This is a genomic window from Mycobacterium sp. E3298 (genome assembly GCF_001666895.1).
Lineage (GTDB): Bacteria > Actinomycetota > Actinomycetes > Mycobacteriales > Mycobacteriaceae > Mycobacterium.
This window is the reverse complement of sequence record NZ_LZJB01000323.1, coordinates 1-18,236: the sequence shown is the minus strand read 5'-3', so window position 1 is coordinate 18,236 and position 18,236 is coordinate 1. Positions and strand designations below refer to the sequence as shown.

At 69.6% G+C, this 18,236-nt stretch carries 15 protein-coding genes and 3 pseudogenes; 5 read left to right on the top strand and 13 right to left on the bottom strand.

The window, feature by feature from the left end:
- Positions 1-24 precede the first annotated feature (24 nt).
- Both A9X05_RS15120 and A9X05_RS15115 read left to right on the top strand, forming a co-directional pair.
- The gene (locus tag A9X05_RS15120) at positions 25-1,506 is read left to right on the top strand and encodes an MFS transporter (protein WP_067782410.1); all 1,482 of its coding nucleotides are present in this window, start codon (positions 25-27) and stop codon (positions 1,504-1,506) included.
- Between the two features lie 107 nt (positions 1,507-1,613).
- Complete coding sequence (locus A9X05_RS15115; RefSeq protein ID WP_067782407.1) at positions 1,614-3,791, top strand: glutamine synthetase III; 2,178 nt, start codon at positions 1,614-1,616, stop codon at positions 3,789-3,791.
- A 12-nt stretch (positions 3,792-3,803) separates the two neighbouring features.
- On the opposite strand, the gene A9X05_RS15110 is transcribed toward A9X05_RS15115, so the two are convergent.
- The 10 genes and pseudogenes from A9X05_RS15110 to A9X05_RS15060 all read right to left on the bottom strand — a co-directional run bounded on the left by A9X05_RS15110 (position 3,804) and on the right by A9X05_RS15060 (position 13,369).
- On the bottom strand, positions 3,804-5,306 hold the full coding sequence (locus A9X05_RS15110) for a serine/threonine-protein kinase (RefSeq protein ID WP_067782404.1): 1,503 nt from the start codon (positions 5,304-5,306) through the stop codon (positions 3,804-3,806).
- A 110-nt stretch (positions 5,307-5,416) separates the two neighbouring features.
- Complete coding sequence (locus tag A9X05_RS15105) at positions 5,417-6,238, bottom strand: DUF1707 domain-containing protein (RefSeq protein ID WP_067782401.1); 822 nt, start codon at positions 6,236-6,238, stop codon at positions 5,417-5,419.
- A gap of 6 nt (positions 6,239-6,244) precedes the next feature.
- Positions 6,245-8,026: a serine/threonine protein kinase PknE gene (locus tag A9X05_RS15100; RefSeq protein WP_067782398.1), complete on the bottom strand. Its 1,782-nt coding sequence runs from the start codon at positions 8,024-8,026 to the stop codon at positions 6,245-6,247.
- A gap of 101 nt (positions 8,027-8,127) precedes the next feature.
- The gene (locus tag A9X05_RS15095) at positions 8,128-8,469 is read right to left on the bottom strand and encodes a hypothetical protein (protein WP_067748110.1); all 342 of its coding nucleotides are present in this window, start codon (positions 8,467-8,469) and stop codon (positions 8,128-8,130) included.
- A gap of 145 nt (positions 8,470-8,614) precedes the next feature.
- Positions 8,615-9,298, bottom strand: coding sequence for a pyrimidine reductase family protein (locus A9X05_RS15090; protein WP_067782395.1), 684 nt, complete (start codon positions 9,296-9,298; stop codon positions 8,615-8,617).
- 2 nt (positions 9,299-9,300) lie between these two features.
- The gene (locus tag A9X05_RS15085) at positions 9,301-9,798 is read right to left on the bottom strand and encodes a flavin reductase family protein (protein WP_067782392.1); all 498 of its coding nucleotides are present in this window, start codon (positions 9,796-9,798) and stop codon (positions 9,301-9,303) included.
- A gap of 47 nt (positions 9,799-9,845) precedes the next feature.
- The gene (locus A9X05_RS15080; RefSeq protein ID WP_067782389.1) at positions 9,846-10,262 is read right to left on the bottom strand and encodes an ArsI/CadI family heavy metal resistance metalloenzyme; all 417 of its coding nucleotides are present in this window, start codon (positions 10,260-10,262) and stop codon (positions 9,846-9,848) included.
- A 24-nt stretch (positions 10,263-10,286) separates the two neighbouring features.
- Positions 10,287-11,709 (bottom strand): annotated as a pseudogene (gene arsB / locus A9X05_RS15070) (ACR3 family arsenite efflux transporter).
- Positions 11,710-11,759: 50 nt separating this feature from the next.
- Positions 11,760-12,083: a helix-turn-helix transcriptional regulator gene (locus tag A9X05_RS15065; protein ID WP_067748100.1), complete on the bottom strand. Its 324-nt coding sequence runs from the start codon at positions 12,081-12,083 to the stop codon at positions 11,760-11,762.
- A gap of 38 nt (positions 12,084-12,121) precedes the next feature.
- Positions 12,122-13,369, bottom strand: coding sequence for an APC family permease (locus A9X05_RS15060; protein WP_067782383.1), 1,248 nt, complete (start codon positions 13,367-13,369; stop codon positions 12,122-12,124).
- A gap of 63 nt (positions 13,370-13,432) precedes the next feature.
- Here A9X05_RS15060 and A9X05_RS15055 point away from each other — a divergent pair, with 63 nt between their 5' ends.
- On the top strand, positions 13,433-14,167 hold the full coding sequence (locus A9X05_RS15055; protein WP_231978388.1) for a helix-turn-helix domain-containing protein: 735 nt from the start codon (positions 13,433-13,435) through the stop codon (positions 14,165-14,167).
- A gap of 1 nt (position 14,168) precedes the next feature.
- A complete protein-coding gene (locus tag A9X05_RS15050; RefSeq protein ID WP_067782425.1) occupies positions 14,169-15,620 on the top strand; it encodes a multicopper oxidase family protein in 1,452 nt (483 codons plus the stop codon).
- A 9-nt stretch (positions 15,621-15,629) separates the two neighbouring features.
- Here the strand turns inward: A9X05_RS15050 and A9X05_RS15045 are convergent, their stop codons facing one another.
- On the bottom strand, positions 15,630-16,754 hold the full coding sequence (locus A9X05_RS15045) for an FAD-dependent oxidoreductase (protein ID WP_067782380.1): 1,125 nt from the start codon (positions 16,752-16,754) through the stop codon (positions 15,630-15,632).
- Between the two features lie 161 nt (positions 16,755-16,915).
- Here A9X05_RS15045 and A9X05_RS15040 point away from each other — a divergent pair, with 161 nt between their 5' ends.
- A complete protein-coding gene (locus A9X05_RS15040; protein ID WP_067782422.1) occupies positions 16,916-17,716 on the top strand; it encodes a hypothetical protein in 801 nt (266 codons plus the stop codon).
- Between the two features lie 4 nt (positions 17,717-17,720).
- Here the strand turns inward: A9X05_RS15040 and A9X05_RS15035 are convergent.
- A pseudogene (locus A9X05_RS15035) lies at positions 17,721-17,996 on the bottom strand (LLM class F420-dependent oxidoreductase); the annotation flags it as partial.
- Between the two features lie 81 nt (positions 17,997-18,077).
- Positions 18,078-18,236: pseudogene (locus A9X05_RS29795) on the bottom strand (hydroxylase); the annotation flags it as partial.

Below are 18,236 nucleotides of genomic sequence, written 5' to 3'. Positions count from 1 at the left end.
TGAAGCCACCCGGATAGGAGCCAGATGAGCGGAAGCGTGCAGACCGGAACCATCACCACCCACGTGCCCGCGCGCCTGGACAGGCTGCCGTGGTCGCGATTTCACTGGCGCGTCGTCATCGGGCTGGGCGGGGTGTGGATCCTGGACGGGCTCGAGGTCACGATGGTGGGCAACGTGTCGGCTCGCCTCACGGAGAAGGGCAGCGGCATCGACCTGAACGCCGCGCAGATCGGCATGGCGGCCGCGTTCTACATCGCCGGGGCGTGCCTGGGCGCGCTGTTCTTCGGCCACCTGACGGACCGCTTCGGGCGGCGCAACCTGTTCATGCTCACCTTGGCGGTCTACCTGGCCGCCACCGTCGCGACCGCGTTCGCCTTCGCCCCTTGGTATTTCTTCGCCGCGCGGTTCTTCACCGGCGCCGGCATCGGCGGCGAATACGCCGCGATCAATTCGGCCATCGACGAGTTGATCCCCGCCCGCCTGCGCGGCCGCGTCGACCTGATCATCAACGGGACCTACTGGCTCGGTTCGGCGGCCGGGGCGGCCGGCGCGCTCGTCCTGCTCGACACGTCCAATTTCGCGCCCAACATCGGCTGGCGGCTGGCCTTCGGCGTCGGCGCCATCTTCGGCATCTTCGTGCTCCTGGTCCGGCGCAACGTCCCCGAGAGCCCGCGATGGTTGTTCATCCACGGCCGCGACAAGGAGGCGGAGCGAGTCGTCGGCGAGATCGAGGAGGCGGTGCGCCGCGAGACCGGTGGACCCCTGCCCGAGCCCCAAGGGCGCGGGCTCAAAATCCGTCAGCGCGAGACGATCTCGTTCCGCGAAATCGCCCGGGTCGCCTTCAAGCTCTATCCGCAGCGCGCGATCCTGGGGCTGGCGTTGTTCACCGGGCAGGCTTTCCTCTACAACGGCGTGACGTTCAATCTGGGCACGCTGCTGAGCGGGTTCTACGGCGTGCCGTCGGGGAAGGTGCCGCTGTTCTTCATCCTGTGGGCGCTGAGCAATTTCGTCGGTCCGCTGGCGCTCGGCCACCTCTTCGACACCGTCGGCCGCAAGCCGATGATCACGGCCACCTACATCGGATCCGCCGTGGTGGCCGTCGTCCTGGCCATCCTGTTCGTGACCCAGACCGGCGGCGTCTGGGCGTTCATCGGCGTCCTCGCGGTCGCGTTCTTCCTGGCGTCGGCGGGCGCCAGCGCGGCCTACCTGACGGTCAGCGAGATCTTCCCGATGGAGACCAGGGCGCTGGCGATCGCGTTCTTCTACGCGGTGGGAACCGCGATCGGCGGCATCACCGGCCCGCTGCTGTTCGGGCAGCTGATCAACTCCGGGGAACGCGGGCAGGTGATGTGGTCGTTCCTGACGGGCGCCGCGGTCATGGCGATCGCCGGCCTGGTCGAACTGCGGCTCGGGATCGCCGCCGAACGGCGCCCGCTCGAAGAGCTGGCCCTGCCGCTGACGGTGGAGGACGCCGAGGCCGACGGCCGCGGGCCGTCTTCTGTTTGAAACCTTCGCGGCGATACCGGTGACGCGGGCGTAACAAATCCGCCATCGGAAGTTCCTAGTGTGAGTCGGTCCACCAGACGGGGGCCCAATCAGCGATAGGAATTCCATTGAGCGGTAACGCGGTCCGCCTTCAGGCGATCAACAATGTCGAGGGATACGTTCCCCCCGCCGTCAGCTTCGTCCCGGGCGAGCTGCCCGGGGAGATCTTCGGCTCCAACGTCTTCACCAAGGCGGAGATGCAGGCGCGGCTGCCCAAGGCGGTGTACAAGTCGATCGTGGCGACCATCGACAAGGGCGCCAAGCTGGACCCCGCGGTCGCCGACGCGGTCGCGGTCGCGATGAAGGATTGGGCGCTCGAGAAGGGCGCCACCCACTACGCGCACGTCTTCTACCCGATGACCGGGCTGACTGCCGAAAAGCACGACAGCTTCTTGGAACCCGTCTCCGATGGGCAGACCCTCGCCGAGTTCGCCGGCAAGACCCTGATCCAGGGCGAGCCGGACGCATCCAGCTTCCCGTCGGGTGGGCTGCGCAGCACATTCGAGGCGCGCGGCTACACCGGTTGGGACGTGACCAGCCCCGCCTACGTGCTGGAGAACCCGAACGGCAACACGCTGTGCATCCCGACGGTGTTCGTCTCGATGACCGGTGAGGCGCTCGACTACAAGACGCCGCTGCTGCGCAGCCAGCAGGCGATGGGCATCCACGCCGAACGCATCCTGAAGCTGTTCGGCCACACCGACCTCAACAAGGTGGTGTCGTTCTGCGGGCCGGAGCAGGAGTACTTCCTCGTCGACCGCCACTTCTTCCTGGCGCGGCCCGACCTGATCAACGCGGGGCGCACCGTGTTCGGCGCCAAGCCGCCCAAGGGCCAGGAATTCGACGACCACTACTTCGGCTCGGTGCCCGAGCGGGTGCTGGGCTTCATGATGGACACCGAACGGGAGCTGTTCAAACTCGGCATCCCGGCCAAGACCCGGCACAACGAGGTCGCCCCCGGGCAGTTCGAGGTGGCCCCGATGTTCGAGCGGGCCAACATCGCCTCCGACCACCAGCAGCTGCTGATGACGGTGTTCAAGACCCTGGCGAAAAAGCACGGCATGGAATGCCTTTTCCACGAGAAGCCGTTCGCGGGTGTCAACGGCTCGGGCAAGCACGTCAACTTCTCGGTGGGCAACGCCGAGCTGGGTTCGCTGCTGGTGCCCGGCGACACGCCACACGAGAACGCCCAATTCCTGGTGTTCTGCGCCGCGGTGATCCGCGCCGTGCACAAGTTCGCCGGCCTGCTTCGCGTTTCGGTCGCCTCGGCCACCAACGACCACCGGCTGGGCGCCAACGAGGCGCCGCCCGCGATCATCTCGATCTTCCTCGGCGAGCAGCTCGCCGACGTCTTCGAGCAGATCGCCAAGGGCGCGGCCACCTCGTCAAAGGGCAAGGGCACCATGATCATCGGCGTCGACACCCTGCCGCCGCTGCCGACCGATCCCGGCGACCGGAACCGGACCAGCCCGTTCGCGTTCACCGGCAACCGGTTCGAGTTCCGGGCTCCGGGCTCGGGGCAGACGGTCGCCGTGCCGATGATCGTCCTCAACACGATCATGGCCGACTCGTTCGACTACATCGCAACGATTTTGGAGAAGGCGGTCGAGGCCGGCGAGGACTTCGACGCGGCGGTGCAGAAGCTGCTCACCGAGATCATCACCGATCACGGCGCGGTCGTGTTCAACGGCGACGGGTACTCGGAGAACTGGCAGATCGAGGCGGCCGAGCGCGGATTGCCCAATCTGAAGACGACACTGGACGCCATTCCGGAACTCATCAAGCCCGACTCCGTCGAAGTCTTCGAGAAGTACGGGGTTTTCAACGAGCGCGAGCTGCACAGCCGCTACGAGGTCCGGCTCGAGCAGTACGCGCTCACCATCGGCGTCGAGGCGAAGCTGGCCCTCGAGATCGGTACGACGGTCATCCTGCCCGCCGCGCTGCGCTACCAGACCGAGCTGGCCGGCAACGTCGCGACGTTGAAGGCCGCCGGGGTGGAGCCGAACACGGCCGCGCTGGAAGCGGTTTCGGCCCCGCTGAACGACCTCACCGCCGCGCTGGCGACGCTGAGGGGCGCGCTGTCCGGGCATTCGGCGGAGTCGGCGCTCGAGGAGGCCAAGCACGCCCAGGCGGCGCTGCTGCCGGCGATGGAGGCGGTGCGCGCCGCGGCCGACGCGCTGGAAGGCGTTGTGGCCGATGACCTCTGGCCGCTGCCGACCTACCAGGAGATGCTCTACATCCTGTAGGGGTCGCGGCGGTCAGCCGTTGGCGTCCCACCAGGTGTGCAGGTCCTCGACGGTTGCCGGGTCACCGGAGACGTCGCTGAGCATCAGCTTCTCGTCGTTGGTCCAGATGACGTTCGGGTGGTTGTTGTAGGTGCCGCAGGCGATCAGCCCGGCCATGTCGTTGGGGGTCTGGTCGTAGTGCCAGCTGACGGGCGAGCGTCCCTCGCCGGGGCAGTTCACCAGGCTGACGTTGGCGATGTCGTCGGTGAAGGCCTTCTTCAGCTTGTTGGGCGTGGCGAACAGCCCGTAGGTGGCGTGACTGGGGCCGCCGGGCTGGGTGTTCTGCCCACAGGTCACCATCGCGACCGCGTGCACCCAGATGCTGCCCGACTCCGGAGTGGCGGGCGTGCAGGTGCCGGCCAGGTAGCCGGGCGGTAACAGGCTGATCAGCCGAGCCTGGTCGTCGTTGGGGGCGATGCTGGACGGCGGCGCGGTTTTCGCCACGGTCGACTTGGCGTGCCGCTGGCCGGACGGCTTGACCGCAAGCCAGATGCCAACGGCGCCAAGGGCGACGATCACCGCCACGGCGGCGGCCGCGATCGGCCAGCGGTTGCGTTTGGGCGCAGGCGCGTCCGGCGGCGTCCCGTCCGGGGTCACGATTTCGCTTTGGCGCAGAATCGTCTCCGCGCGTTGGCGTTCCGGGCTGCTGAGCGCCCGGTGCGCGGCCTGGGCGAGGGCGCCTGCGGTCGGGTAGCGCTCGATCGGGGTTTTTGCCATCCCGCCGGCGATCACGGCGTCGAACGCCGGGCTCACCCCCGAGCCCTGCTCGCTGGGTTTGGGAATGGGTTGCATCAGGTGGGCGCTGACCAGCATGCCGGTGCTGTCGGCGGGATAGGGCGGGGTCGCGGTCAGGCACTCGTAGAGCACACAGGCCAGCGCGTAGACGTCGGCGCGGGGCGTCACCTCTTCACTCGAAAACCGTTCGGGCGCCATGTATTTCAGGGTGCCGACGGCGGTGCCCAGTTGGGTGAGCTTCTCGTCGGACTTGGCGCTGGCGATCCCGAAGTCGACGAGATAGGCGAAGTCGTCGCCGGTGATCAGGATGTTCTGCGGTTTGACGTCGCGGTGGGTCACCCCGGCGGCGTGCGCGGCGTCGAGGGCCGAGGCGATTTGGTGGATGATGGCCACCGCCCGCGACGCCGGCAGCGGGCCCTCGCGCTCGAGCAGGCTGCCCAGGTCGATGCCCTCGATGAGGCGCATCTCCAGGTACAGCTGCCCGTCGATCTCGCCGTAGTCGTGGATGGGCACCACGTGCGGCTCCAGCAGCCGGCCGGTGATCCGCGCCTCGCGTTCCATTCGCTTGCGGAACACCGGATCTCCGCTGAACGTGTGCGACATCAGCTTGAGCGCCACCGTCCACTGTTTGACGGTGTGCTCGGCCTCGTAGACCTCGCCCATGCCGCCGCGGCCGAGCAGGCGCGTGAGGTGGTAGGGGCCGAACATCGTCCCCACCCGCGAGCCCTGGGCGCCGGTCATCGAGCGACTCCCGTCGACGCACCGTGGCGGTGAGCGCGCACCGATCTCACCGCAGAAACGTACAACATCGACCCGTCGGACGGCGGCCGCGCGACGGCGGGCCGCCGCGATCAGTGCTCGGGGGGAGCGACCTGCGTGACGGTGCCGTCCGGGGCGAGCACGATGGTGCCGCTGAGGGGCCCGTCGCTGACGCTGATCTGTAGGCGCAAGCCGCCGTCCTTGCGGGACTCGATCGCCAGGAAGATCCGGTTGGCGTCGTAGATGTGCAGGGTCTGCGGCGCCTGCTGCACGACGTCGACGACCGCCTGGACGTCGAACTTGCTGAGGTCACCGACCACCAAGCGGGAGGACACCGCGTTCTCGGGGCCGACGCTGGCCCAATTGCCGTCGCGGCCCAGCCAACTCACCACCTTCTGGGGGTTCGCGGTGTCCGGACGCATGACCACGACCTGGGTTTGGTAGATGTTCAGCTGATAACCCAGCGTGTCGCCGAACTGCGTCCGCATCTGCGCCAGCACGCCGCTCACCCCGCTCAGACTCAACAGCTGCGGCGGCGGAGGCGTCGGGGTGGTGGTCATGGCCGCGGAGCTGCTGGGGGCCGCACTCGGGGCGGCGGATGGCGCCGGGGCCGAAGGGGTGTCGCGCTGCAGCCCCCAGGCGACGCCGCCGACCAGCACCAGCGCGACGGCCGCGGCGATCCCGGCCCGGCGCCTGTTGATTCCCGACGGCGACGACGGAGCGCGCTCGGCGGCCGGGTGGATCTGCAGGTCGGCCAGCAGCGACCGCAGTTCGCGCAGTGTCGTGGCCCTGGTGGCGGCGCTTACCCGCTCGCGGTGCTCTTCGGTCGACAACTGACCGTCGCCGAGCGCCGCGTCGAGCGCCTCGCAGGTCCGGTTACGGTCGTTGTCGCTCGCCCGGGTGTCATCGATCATCGCCCGCTACCCGATGAGCTTGGTCAGCCAGGTCGGGTCGGAGTAGTTCACCGACGCGGTGCCGTCCCACACGAAGGGTGTCGAGTTGGCGTTGAGCCCGGACAGCGTCGCGTACCCGGCCGCGGATTTCGCCTTGCCCGTGCCGACGTCGTCCCCGGACTTGATGCACGTCAGAACGTCGGCGTCCGCGCCGACGTTCTTGGCCAGCTGGGCCAGTTCGCCGTCAGTGCGGTCCTCGGCGGCGTCCTCCGCCGGCTGGAAGTTGCTGGCGAACAAGCCCGAATAGAAGGCGGTGTACGTCTTGGGGTCGCTTTGCGCCGCGACGCAGTACGACGCGGCCACCGCCCGGGTCGAGTAGTTCTTGCTGTGCGACTTGTCGTCGAGGAAGTCGAGCAGGTGATAGCGCACCGCGAGTTTCTTGTTGTTCACGGCGGTGTCGATGTCGCCCGCGTTCGACCGGATGAAGCTGCCGCACGGCGGGCAGATCGGTTCGTTGAAGATGTCGATGGTGGTGGACGCGGCCGAGCTGCCGACGAACACACCGTCGTCGAGCACCCGCAGCGCGACGGCGTCCGCGGGCGGCGGTGGCTTCGTCGGCTCCGGCGGGGGCGCCGATTCCCAGGGCCGGACGACGGCGAGCGCGACGCCCACGATGGCCACCAGGGCGGTGGCCGCGACGCCCACCCACAGCCAGGGCTTCCTGCTCGGCCGCGGCGGTTGGCCCCAGGGGGGCGCGACGCCCGCGGTGCCGGGGCCCCAGGTGGGGGCTCCGCCCCATCCCGTCGGTTGGGGCGTCGGGCCGCCGGGAGGCGTCGGCGCCCACATCGGGCCGGACGAGGGGGCGTGCGCGGGGGCGGCCTGGGCGATCCCGGCGGACTGCTGGCTGGCGAATGCGGCGGGCATCCGCGCCACCTGGCTGCGTTGCAGGATGTCGGTGGCCCGGTCCTGGTCGGGTTCGGCCAGGGCCGCATACGCGGCCGCCGAGAGGTCACCGCAGGTGGCGTAGCGGTCCGCGGGATCCTTGGCCATGCCGCGGGCGATCACCCCGTCGAAGGCGGCCGGGATGCCGGGCCGCGCGGCGCTGGGCTTCGGGATCGCCTGGTGCAGGTGGGCGCCCATCACGCTGATCTGGTCGCCGGTGTACGGCGGCGATCCGGTCAGGCACTCGTACAAGACGCAGGCCAGGGCGTAGATGTCGGCGCGGTGGGTGACGTCGGAGTCGCTGAATCGCTCCGGGGCCATGTACTTCACCGTGCCCACGGTGGTGCCGATTTGCGTCAGCTTCTCGTCGGCGGTGGCGCTGGCGATGCCGAAGTCGACGAGGTAGGCGAAATCATCGCCGCTCACCAGGATGTTCTCCGGTTTCACGTCGCGATGCAGGACCCCGGCCGCGTGGGCGGCGTCGAGCGCCGAGCCGATCTGGCGGACGACCGCCACCGCCCGCGGCGGGGACAGCGGCCCGTACCGGCTCAGCATGCCGGCCAGGTCCTTGCCGTCGATCAGGCGCATGTCGACGTAGAGCTGACCGTCGATCTCGCCGAAGTCGTGGATCGGCACGACGTGCGGTTCCTGCAGCCGGCCCGCGGTGCGGGCCTCGCGCTGCATGCGGGAGCGGAAGACGGGGTCGTTGGACAGCGTCTGCGACATCAGCTTCAGGGCGACCGTGCGCTCCCGGACCGTGTCCTCGGCCTCGTAGACATCACCCATGCCGCCGCGACCGATCAGCCGCCGCAGCAGATATGGCCCGAACTGCGAACCCTCCCGCGAATCCGCGGTGGTGTCACCCATCCCGACTCCTCAGTCACCGACCGTGCGCAGGCATAAGGCTAAGGTTTCACGGTCCGCCGGGCACGGCGAATAGCGAAAGCCAGCCGATCGGGACGCCGGGATTAACGGAGTTCGTCCTCACCGCCGGCGCGTTCCGTCAGCCCTTCGCGAGACAGCGCGCGGACGAATCCGAAGGCCTGCATCCCGGCGGGGCCGGGGTTTTCGGTGATCCAGTCGTTGATCTTGCCGAAGGCGTTGGCCAGGTCGTCGCGCTTGACGCGGATCAGGTAGGTCATTCGGTCGTCGTCCGGGTCGTCGATGGATTCGGCGACGGCGACGGGATTCTTGAATGCGTAGGCGATACCGTGCACGGCGTCGTGGTTCAGCGCCCACTGAAGTTCGCTGGGCCGCAGCCGGTTCACCGCCAGATTACGGTAGTCATGGTCGTCGTTTGAGCTGCTCACCTGGCCGATAGTCCTCCTGGTGTATGGCTCGAGAAAGTGGACGGCGAGGATCTGAAAACCATGCCGCGCAGGCGATTCGACATGGGTGTCGAACCGGGCATTTCCATCATAGGAAGGGCTTTCCCCGGCTGCATGTCGAGCGGAATCAGCGGCGATATCGCAAGAACACGTAACCGTCGCAAACCAGCGCGTGCTCGAGGCGCATCGTCACCGGTGCGGGCAGCGGCGACGCGGTCGGGCGTCGGCCCACCGGCTGGCTCGCGGCGAGTTTGGGGGCCAACGTCACGCAGATCTCATCGACGGCGTCGGCCTCCACCAGCTCGTCGAGCAGGGTCGGGCCGCCCTCGCACAGGATGCGGTGCATGCCTCGTTCGCGCAGCAGCGCGACCGCGCGCGCCACGTCGACGGAGTCCTCGCCGGCCACCACGACCCGCCGCCCGTCGCCGGGGTCCTCGCGCGCCGCCGCCAGCGCGCACGTCACCACGATCGGTGGCTGATCGGGGTCGGCGAGCAGCCTGGCCGGCAGCCGGCCGCTGCGGCTGACCACCGCGATCGGGGGCGGTGCGGCCGGGCCGCGGTCGGGGAGCCGGACCGGGCCGTAGTTCTCGGCGCGGGCGGTGCCTGCGCCCACCAACACCACGTCGGCGAAGCCCCGCAGGATCTTCAGGAGCCGCTGATCGGTGGGGCACGACAGCGGGCCGGCCCGGCCCCCGAACGCGGCGGCGCCGTCGGCGCTGAAGATCATGTTGACCCGCACGCCCTGCGGGGGGTCGGCGTAAAACGATGCGAGCTCCGTGCTGTCGGCGACGGTGCCCACGCGGGGAGCCACGGCTACGCCTCGTGGCCCGGTTCCAGATGCCGGACGTCCCCGAAGGACACCCAGCTCTCCAGCTCCTGCGGCGGGCGACCGTCCACCGGCGCGAGCAGGTGACCGACGTGGTCGCCCAGGGAGAACCGCTCGAGAATCTCGCCGGCGAACCAGGCGGCCGCGTCGTCGAGGATGGGCATCTGCGCCGGGCCGCTGTGCCACGAGCAGCGGTCGAACTTGTCGATGGTGTCGCCGGTCTGGCTGCCGAACAGCTCCACGACGCCGAGGTGCTCGTGGTCGAACACGTGCACCGCCAGGTGAGTCGCCTTGGCGGCGACCCGGAAAGTGTGGTTCTTCCGGGACAGGCCCACCAGGAAGCGGGGCGGGTGGATGCTGGTCTGGCTCGCGAAGCCCACCAGGCAGCCCGCCGCGACGCCGTCGGCGCGTGTCGTCACCACGTACATCGGGTAGTTCAGCACCCCGACCAGCTTCTCGAACGCGTCTTCTCCCGGGTCGGCCATCCGCTCAGTCTTCCCGTTTGGCCCGCGCCGGAACCGTGCGGTGCCGGCTAGTTCTGGCAGCAGGCGGCTTCGGCCTGGTCGGCGGCGGGTCCGAAGGTGTCGGAGTCGGCGATGACGGTGTAGACCTCCCAGCGTTCCCCACCGGGGCCGGTGACCCACACCTTGTCCTGGTTGGCGAAGCAGCAGGTGGTGTCGAGCTCGGCCTCGGTCACCAGCCCGCGCTCGGCGAGGCGCGCGATTTCGGCGTGCACCGTGTCACTGTCCGTGACCTCCACGCCGAGGTGGTTGAGGCTGCCGCCGTGACCGGGGTTCTCGATCAGCACCAGTTTGAGTGGGGGTTCGGCGATCGCGAAATTGGCGTAGCCGGGTTTGACCTTGGCCGGTTCGGCGTTGAACAGCTTGGAGTAGAACGCGATCGCTTCGCCGAGATCATCGACGTTGAGGGCTAATTGCACGCGAGACATGGGGTGTCCTTTCTTCGGTGCGCGTTATGGCGTTGCGGTGGGCAGGAGTTCGGCGATCAGCGCTTGGACGCGCTGGGCGATGTCGTCGCGGATCGCGCGCACGGTGGCCAGCGGCTGGCCTGCGGGGTCGGGCACTTTCCAGTCGCGGTAGGACACTCCCGGGAAATACGGGCAGGTGTCGCCGCAGCCCATGGTGATCACGACGTCACTGGTCTGAACGTCTGCGCCGGTGAGGACCTTCGGGCGGGCCGCGGTCACGTCGATGCCCAGCTCGGCCATGGCGGCGACGGCGGCGGGGTTGACCTCGTCGGCGGGTTGCGTTCCGGCGGAACGGACTTCGATGCGGCCCTGCGCCAGCCGGCTCAGCAGGGCGGCGGCCATCTGGGAGCGTCCGGCGTTGTGCACGCAGACGAACAGGACGCTGGGCTTAGCGCTCATCGGCGAAAACCCGTGAACGCAGCGCGAGCGACACGTAGACCAGGCCGACCAGCACCGGCACCTCGATGAGGGGGCCGACCACCCCGGCGAGGGCCTGCCCGGACGTGACGCCGTAGGTCGCGACGGCCACCGCGATGGCCAGCTCGAAGTTGTTGCCGGCCGCGGTGAACGCGAGCGTGGCGGTGCGGGCGTAGCCGAGGCGCAGCGCGAGCCCCAGGGCATACCCGCCCGCCCACATGATCGCGAAGTAGGCCAGCAACGGGATCGCGATCCGGGCCACGTCCCACGGGCGGGAGGTGATCTGATGGCCTTGCAGGGCAAAGAGAATCACGATGGTGAACAGCAGCCCGTAGAGGGCCCACGGTCCGACGCGGGGGAGGAACCGCGTCTCGTACCAGTGGCGGCCCCGGAACCGTTCGCCGAGCCGGCGCGACGAGTATCCGGCCAGCAGCGGGATCCCGAGGAAGACGAGCACCGCTTTGGCGATCTGCCATGGCGAGACGCTGATCCCGGTTTGGGGCAGGCCCAACCACCCGGGCAACACCGACAGGTAGAACCAGCCCAGCGCGGCGAACATGACCACCTGGAACAGCGAATTCAGGGCGACCAGCACGGCCGCCGCCTCACGGTCCCCGCAGGCGAGGTCGTTCCAGATGATGACCATCGCGATGCAGCGCGCCAGGCCGACGATGATCAGGCCCGTGCGGTACTCCGGCAGGTCCGGCAGCAGCGACCACGCCAACGCGAACATCACCGCCGGCCCGACCACCCAATTGAGCAACACGGAGGTGACCATCAGCTTGCGGTCGGCGGTGACCTCGTCGAGCCGGTCGTAGCGGACCTTCGCCAGCACCGGGTACATCATGACCAGCAGGCCGGCCGCGATCGGCAGTGAAACACCTTGAATGGCAACGGCGCCCAGGGCCGAGCCCAGGCCCGGAACGATTCGGCCGAGCGCCAGGCCGGCCGCCATTGCCGCGCCGATCCAGACCGGCAGGAACCGGTCCATGGTGGGGAGGCGGGTCGCGGCCGCGCTGGGGGCCGACGTGTGCGTGCCCGTCACGGCTGCAGCACCGACGAAAGTTTTTGTAGCGCTGCGGGAATCGCCCAGTAGTACACCCAGGTGCCGCGCCGCTCGCAGTCCACCAGGCCGGCGGAGCGCAACAGTTTGAGGTGATGGGAGATGGTCGGCTGCGACAGGTCGAAGGTCGCCGAGATCTCGCAGACGCAGGCCTCGCCGCCGGGGCTGCTGGCGATCAGGCTCAACAACCTCAGGCGCACCGGGTCGCCCAGCGCCTTGAACATCGCCGCCAGTTCCGACGCGTGGGACTCGGCCATGGCGGCCGTCCCCAGGGTGGGGCAGCATGCCTGCTGTTTCGACATTCTTCTATATAAGCATTTATCGAATCAGCGCGCCACCCCTATTTCGCGCCGGCCCGCCGGATCGCGTAGGCGGCGACGCCGATGGCCAGCACCGCCAGGCCGGACAGGACCGACGACAGGGGCATCGCGAACGCGAGGAGCACGCATCCGATGAGCCCGGTGATCGGGATCACCCGGTGGGGGCGGCCCTCGTCGCGCCCCAGGGTGAACGCCGACGCGTTGGCCACGGCGTAGTAGATCAGCACGGCGAAGGAGGAGAAACCTATCGCGTCGCGCAGATCGGCGGTGGCGGCCAGGATCGCCACCGCGACGCCGATCAGCAGTTCCGCCCGGTGGGGGACACCGAACCGTGGGTGCACGGCGGTCAGCGCGTGGGGCAGGTGGCGGTCACGGGCCATCGCCAGCGTGGTGCGGGAGACGCCCAGGATCAGCGCCAGGAGCGAGCCCAGCGCGGCGACGGCCGCGCCCACCTGCACGACGGGAACGAGCCAGCCCGCGCCGGCCGCCCGCACGGTGTCGACCAGCGGCGCCGTCGCTCGGCCGAGGCGCCGCGGCCCCAGCACCCCGAGCGCGGCCACCGCCACCAGGGCGTAGACGGCCAGCGCGATGGCGAGCGCGACGGGTATCGCGCGCGGGATGGTGCGTGCCGGGTCGCGCACCTCCTCGCCCAGGGTGGCGATGCGCGCGTAGCCGGCGAAGGCGAAGAACAACAGCCCCGCGGCCTGGATGACCCCGCCGATGCCGGCGCCCGCCGGTCGGAGGTGGTCGGCGACGGCCGTTCCCGAGGAGAACGCGGCGACGACCACCGCCGCCAGCACGGCCAGCACGAGCGCGACGATGACGCGGGTGAGCCACGCCGACTTCTGCACGCCGGCGTAGTTCACCGCGGTCAGTCCGACCACCGCGGCGACGGCCACCGGGTGGGCGTGCGCCGGCCACGCGTAGGCGCCGATGGTCAGGGCCATCGCGGCGCACGAGGCGGTCTTGCCGACGACGAAACCCCACCCCGCCAGGTATCCCCAGAAGGCGCCCAGCCGCTCGCGGCCGTACACGTAGGTGCCGCCGGAGGCGGGGTAGCGGGCGGCCAGCCGCGCGGACGAGGTGGCGTTGCAGTAGGCCACCACCGCGGCCACCCCCAGGCCCAGCAGCAGCCCGGAACCCGCGGCGCGCGCCGCCGGGCCGAGCGCGGCGAAGATCCCGGCCCCGATCATCGACCCCAGTCCGATCGTCACCGCGTCGAACAAGCCCAGGCTTCGGCGAAGCTCGTCGGTGTTGCTGTCGGCCATTCGGTCTCCTCACCGCTGCGCAGCGGCAAACCTATCAAATGGGTTTGATGTATTGTCTGCGACGTGGCGGCAGGCAGGACGGCGGTTCCGTCGCTGATGCAGATGGCCTCGCACCCGGTGCGCTGGGCGCTGCTGACCGAACTGGCGGGCGGCGACCTCCGGGTGCGGGAATTGGCTGACGCCGTTGACGAGCCCCAGAACCTGATCTCGTATCACCTGCGGCTGCTGCGCTCGGCCGGCCTCATCGACGCGCGGCGCAGCAGTTTCGATGGTCGCGACACCTATTACCGGCTGAACCTGACGGGGTGCGCCGGGGCGTTCCGCGAGGCGGCGACGGCGCTGCACCCGGCGCTGGCGCCCGCGCCCGCCGCGAAACCGCCGGTGCGCTCGGTGCTGTTCCTGTGTTCGGGCAACAGCGTGCGCTCGCCCATGGCCGAGGCGTTGCTTCGGCGGCGGGGCCACGGCCGCATCCGGGCCGCCAGCGCTGGCAGCCATCCCAAACCGCACCTGCACCGCAACGCGATACGGATCATGCGTGACCGGTACGGGATCGACCTCGGCGCGCAGCGGCCGCAGCCCTTGACCGCGGTGGCGCGGCGCCGCTTCGACTGCGTGATCACGCTGTGCGACAAGGTGCGCGAGTACGCGCGCGAGCACGGCGTGACCACCACGATGCACTGGAGCGTGCCCGACCCGTCGGGCGCGGGGTATCCCGAATTCGGGTGGCTGGCAAGCGAATTGGACGACCGCATCGATTTCCTCCTGCCCGTCCTTGCTGCCTACCCGCGGGGGCGATGACGTGCCCCTGGATCGGCGTGACTTCTTCAAATGGGGCGGCGTGGCCGCGCTTGCCGCAAGTGGTGCCGCGTGCGCGCACCCCGCGCCGCCCGGCGGCGAAGCTGACTACACGCTGCGAATCGGCAGGGGCGCAGTCGAACTGGCGCCGGGCCACATCGTGTCGACGCTGACCTACAACGGGCAGTTCCCCGGCCCCCTGCTGCGGTTCAAGGAGGGCCGGCGGGCGGTGGTGGACGTGTTCAACGACACCGAATCCCCCGAGCAGTTGCACTGGCACGGTCAGCGGCTGGGCGTCGACGTCGACGGCGCGGCCGAGGAGGGCACCCCCTACGTGCCCGCCCACGGCATGCGACGGGTGTCCTTCGTTCCCGGCCCGGCGGGGTTCCGCTTCTACCACACCCATGTCGTCCCGCGCGACGACCTGTCTCGCGGGCAATACAGCGGCCTGGTCGGCCCCGTCTACATCGAACCAAGGCAGGACGCGGGCGCCTACGACCAGGAAATCTTCCTGACGCTCAAGGAGTTCGAGCCGTCGTTGAGCCGCGGCGGCGACATGGCCAGTGAATTCCTGGCCGGCGAACAGGAGCCGGATCTCAAAGAGCGCGGCGAATCGGCGATGAAGGCGTCGCTCGACCACGGTGACCCGCGCGGCTTCGAAGTCAGTTACGGGGCGTTCGCCGTGAACGGCCGCATGCTCGGTCACGGCGCTCCGATCCGCGTGCGAACCGGCGAAAGGGTACTGCTGCACGTGCTGAACGGCAGCGCCACCGAATCACGCAGCCTGGCCTTGCCCGGGCACACCTTCGACGTGGTCGCGCTGGACGGCAACCCGGTGCCCAACCCCGCGCCGGTGCCGGTGCTGTGGCTCGGTGCGGCCGAACGCATTTCGGCGGTGGTCACCATGAATAATCCGGGCGTCTGGGTGCTGGGTGACCTGTCCGACGACGACCGCGGCCACGGCATGGGGACGGTCGTCGAATACGCCGGCCGCGGCGGGGATCCGCGGTGGACCGCGCCGCAGGCGTTCCAATGGGACTACCGGCTGTTCGCGCACCCCGCGCCCGTCCCGCCGCCCGACCACACCATCGAGCTGTTGATCGAGAAGCGCAATGCCGCCGACAACGGGTTCAACGTCTGGACCTTCAACGGCACGCCGTTTTCCATGGAAGGCAACCGGCCGGTGCTCGATGTGCAGCAGGGCAAGCGCTACCGGCTGCGCTTCCGCAACGCCAGCGACGACCTGCACCCGATGCACCTGCACCGGCACACCTTCGAAATCACCCGATTCGCCGGCGCGCCAACCGCCGGGGTCCACAAGGACGTCGCGATGCTGGGGGGTTACCAGAGCATGGACGTCGATTTCGTCGCCGACCAGCCCGGGCTGTCGCTGCTGCACTGCCACCAGCAGATCCACATGGACTACGGGCTGATGCTGCTGCTCAACAGCGCCTGACGTCGCTTCCTACCCCAGCGGATTGTTCTCCCGCACACCGCGATACATGCCCCACCGCACGATCCACGGCATCACCACTTTGTCGACCGACCACGTCGGGAATCGGAACGCGTGGCCGGTGGGCAGGAAGACCTCCAGCCCGTCGGGCTGGACGCCCACCAGCGAACCCCACCGCCGCGTCGGCGCCCGGTAGGTCCGCAGCCGGCCGCCGCTGAGCTCGGCGCGGACGTTGCGGGCCACCAGCGCATCCCCGCGGTTGCGGGCCGAGCTGCGCAGCGGGTCGGTCGCCGCGACGTCACCGACCGCGAAGACGCCGCGCTGTCCGGGCACCCGCAACTCCGGCGTCACCCGCACGAACCCGCGCTCGTCGAGAAGCTCCGGCGGCAGCCAGTCGGTGTTGGGCCGCACCCGCCCGATCGCCCACAGCACGGCGTCGGCTGGGACCGGAGCTTGCCCGGTGCTCCAGTGCACCGGCTCGCCGGTGATCTCCTCGCCCGCGAAGTCGTCGGGCAGCACGGCGCGGTGGCCCGGGTGGATGCCCACGCCCAGGCCGGTGAGCCGGCGCCGTATCCGGTCCCAACTTCGGGGGTGGTATTCGGTCAAAGCGCGCGGGCCGGGAAAGTACAGGTCGACCCGCTTCCCGGGCCAGGTGGTGGCCAGGTTCAGCGCGCTGCTGACCGCCGCCGCGCCGCCGCCCACGACGACGACCGAATCGGCAGCGGCCAGCCGGCCGTGTGCCGCGCGCAGCTCCGCGCCGACCTCGGCGGCCGACTGCAGCGTCGGCCGGCGCCAGAAGCCGTTGCTGACCCCGGTCGAGATGATCAGCGCGTCGAATTCCTCGGCGAGTGTCGTGCCGTCGGCCCCTTTGCCCAGCACGGCGCGGCCGTCCAGGTCCAGGCCGGTCAGCCGGGCCTGCACCGTGCGCACCCGGTCCAGGCGCCGGAACCTGTCGAACGGAATCCAGTAGTCGCGCGCCCAGTCGTCCGGACGGGAGAGCCGGACGCCGAGTTCCTGACCGCTGACCAGCGCGGGCTTGACGGAAATGCCGACGACGTCGGCGTGCGCGGACAGCCGGATCGCGGCCAACACACCCGCATCTCCGAGGCCGGCAATGACGACACGCTTGCGGTTCATGTCGCTATCCTGCCTGGGATGGAATTCGGGTCCGTCCCCTGACCGATCGATTGCCGGGAGCACGTTCCTTGGTCGCCTCGCCCCACAGCGATCGCATCGACCGCCGCGCGGAACCGCAGCGGTCGATGCACCCCCGCGCGCGTGCCGTCCTGCACGCCGCCGTGCGCGCGTCGGCCCCCCGCCCGGACTCCGCCCGGCGGGCCGCCACGGACTTCGAGAAGCCGGGCCTGGCCGCGGCGGTGGCCGCGGAGATCCGGTGGGCGTTCACCGCGCCCCGCACCTGGCTGATGGGCGTGGTCGCCAACGTGATCTTCGCCGCGGCCTGGCTGCTGGTGCAGCCGCTGACCGTCGGCCGCCATCACACCGACTGGGTGATCCTAGTGGGCACGTACTTCTCGTCGTGGGTGCTGGCCGACGTGACCACCACCAATCTGTTCGGCGCCGACCACTACCGCGTGCTGGCGGGCCTGTCCGCCGGCGTGCCGTTCTGGCGGATCCTGCTGATCAAGAACCTCGCCCTGCTTGCCATCGTCGGGCTGCCGACCCTGCTGGCGGCCATGGTGTTGACGCTGTGGTTGGAAACGCCGGGGCGGCTGGGGATCACGATCCCCACCGTCGCCGTGCCCATCGTGTCCTGGCTCGGGGTGGGCAACCTGATTTCGGTGCTGCATCCGGTCAGCGTCGAGCCGCTGATCCGGCGCTGGCGCCAGCGGGGCGATCGGCGCCGCACCGGCAGCTGGCTGGCGGTCCTGACCCTGCCGTACGCGTTGTACTACGTCGCCGACCCGATGAACGGGGTTGAGCACAAGGTGCTTTGGACGAAGGTGCCCGCGATGATCTGGCCGGTGTTCGGGCGCGACACCAAGAGCTTCGTGCACCTGGCGATCGCCGTGGCCATGTGGCTCTTCGGCACGGCCGCCGCGCTGTTGTGGGTGCGCAGGCGCGGGCTGACGATCAGGTAATCGGTTACGGCACTTTGGGCTTGATCTCCTCGATCACCCATTGTGCGTAATCGAGGGATTCGTCGACACCGCTGAGGGCGGGGATGGGCACCGCGCTGACCGTCACCCCCGGTCCGGCCAGCCAGCCCAACCGGTCGACGATCTCGCCGGCGCTCATCCCCGGGCGCCCATTCGGATCGTCGCGTGCGACGTGTCCTTCCCCGACCCGGTTGGTGCTCAGCCCGTGCATCACCTCGAACGGCCGTCCGTCATAGGCGGGCTGGGACTTGATGTAGTCGATGTCGTTCGTCTAGATGGTGATGTAGCCCAGGCTTTTCAGGTCGGTCAACGTGATGCGCCTCCTCTGGCTGTCTCGGCCCAGTTAAATCATCGCCCGGAGTGGACCCTGCGGGTCGACGCCCAGCGAACTCAGTGCCGACGCGTGGTAGATGGTGCCGGGGACATGGATGGCGTGCAGCTGGCCGACATGGACGTCGCGCCAATACCGTTGCAGCGGCTTGTCCATGCGGGCGGCGTTGCC